Origin of the sequence: Aliikangiella coralliicola (assembly GCF_007004725.1) — a bacterium.
GTDB lineage: Bacteria > Pseudomonadota > Gammaproteobacteria > Enterobacterales > Kangiellaceae > Aliikangiella > Aliikangiella coralliicola.
On the sequence record NZ_ML660180.1, the window covers coordinates 1 to 1,435 of the forward strand.

Annotated in this window: 1 protein-coding gene; it reads right to left on the bottom strand. The window is 42.8% G+C overall.

Annotated elements, in window-relative coordinates:
• Window positions 1-317 precede the first annotated feature (317 nt).
• Window positions 318-1,337, bottom strand: coding sequence for an IS110 family RNA-guided transposase (locus tag FLL46_RS26860; RefSeq protein WP_246119415.1), 1,020 nt, complete (start codon window positions 1,335-1,337; stop codon window positions 318-320).
• Window positions 1,338-1,435: the final 98 nt, after the last annotated feature.

Genomic DNA, 1,435 nt, shown 5'->3' on the forward strand with positions numbered 1-1,435 from the left:
AACAGACATATATGGACACCTCTAATAAGTCAAGGTAATAAAATTCGTTGGCCAAATATTTTTGGCCATTTTTGTTATCTTGTCTTTAGCCTTTGCTGTTAAAACAGTCGATGGTTGGGTTTAGTTCAACTTTAAAGTTGTGCTGACATATATTCGGGCTCTCGATTGAAACCATTTGTTAGTTTCGGCCCCAGATGGAAACCGCACCTACTCGCTCTATTCAGTCTATCGGTATCAAGTACCTTGTCTGCTACGAGCTTAAAGCAGGTCGGTTAACCCCGTTTTTTCATCGCTATTGGCACAACAGGACTGGCTCATTAATGGGACGATTTAAGCCGAAACATTTCTTGTTTCTGTAATAATATCCAGGCCAGCCGAATCATCTTATGAGCAATCGCAATGATGGCTTTGCTACGTCCAACCCTGGCCACTAATTGTTTAATCCATAAACTATAAGAGTCATCTCGATACTTGGCCCATTGGATGGCAGTATTAGCCCCTTGAACGAGTAATGAACGTAGGTATCGGTCACCCCGTTTGGTAATCCGCCCCATATGGGACTTATCACCACTGGCAAATTGCTTTGGGGTTAAACCAATCCAGACCCCGGGGGCAGAGGCATTCGTGAAGCCTTGCCCTTTATCAAGCATAGCGATTAACGCCGTCGCCGTTAAACAGCCGACTCCAGGAATTGAACGAACGATTTGACAGTTTGGCTCTGCCTCACAGTGACGCGCTAAGTAATCATCAAGTTGTTTGATTTTGGCTGACACAAAATTATATTCTTCTTTGAGTGAAACAATGAAATGTCGAAATTCAAGAGCGAGTTTTTCTTGAGTCTGTATATCGTTAATGGCGTCTTTGAATGCTTTATGGCCTTGTGGGAAAATAATACCGAAGTCAGTGAGTAATCCTCTGGCTTGATTGGTGATTTGAAGTCGAGCTCTTACCTGGCGCTGTCGAATTCGATGGAGTGCAATGATTTCCTGTTGCCGCTCAGTTTTAATGGGCACAAATCGTAAGTCAGGCCGCTTTGAACATTCGGCAATAGCTAAAGCATCGTTATGGTCATTTTTATTACCCCGGACAAAAGGGGTGACATGTTGGGCGGGAATTAAAAAGGGAGAATGTCCCATTTGCTTAAAGCGACGCGCCCAATAATGAGATGAGTAACAGGCTTCTGTATAAACTGGTGAAGGTTTTTGTTGGGCCATAAATTCGGCTAGTTCTCTTCGGCGCAGCTTTTTATTAAAAAGTACTTTGTCGTTTTTATTCAAAGCGCAAACTTGAAAAACATTTTTTGCCAAATCAACGGCCATTAGTTTAATATCGTTCATGGACATCTTCTCCTCTACTTGTAATTGTTACCAACACACAAGTATGGCGCATTGCGACGCCGATATAGGTGAAGGTGTCCATTCCATCAGTCTATCCA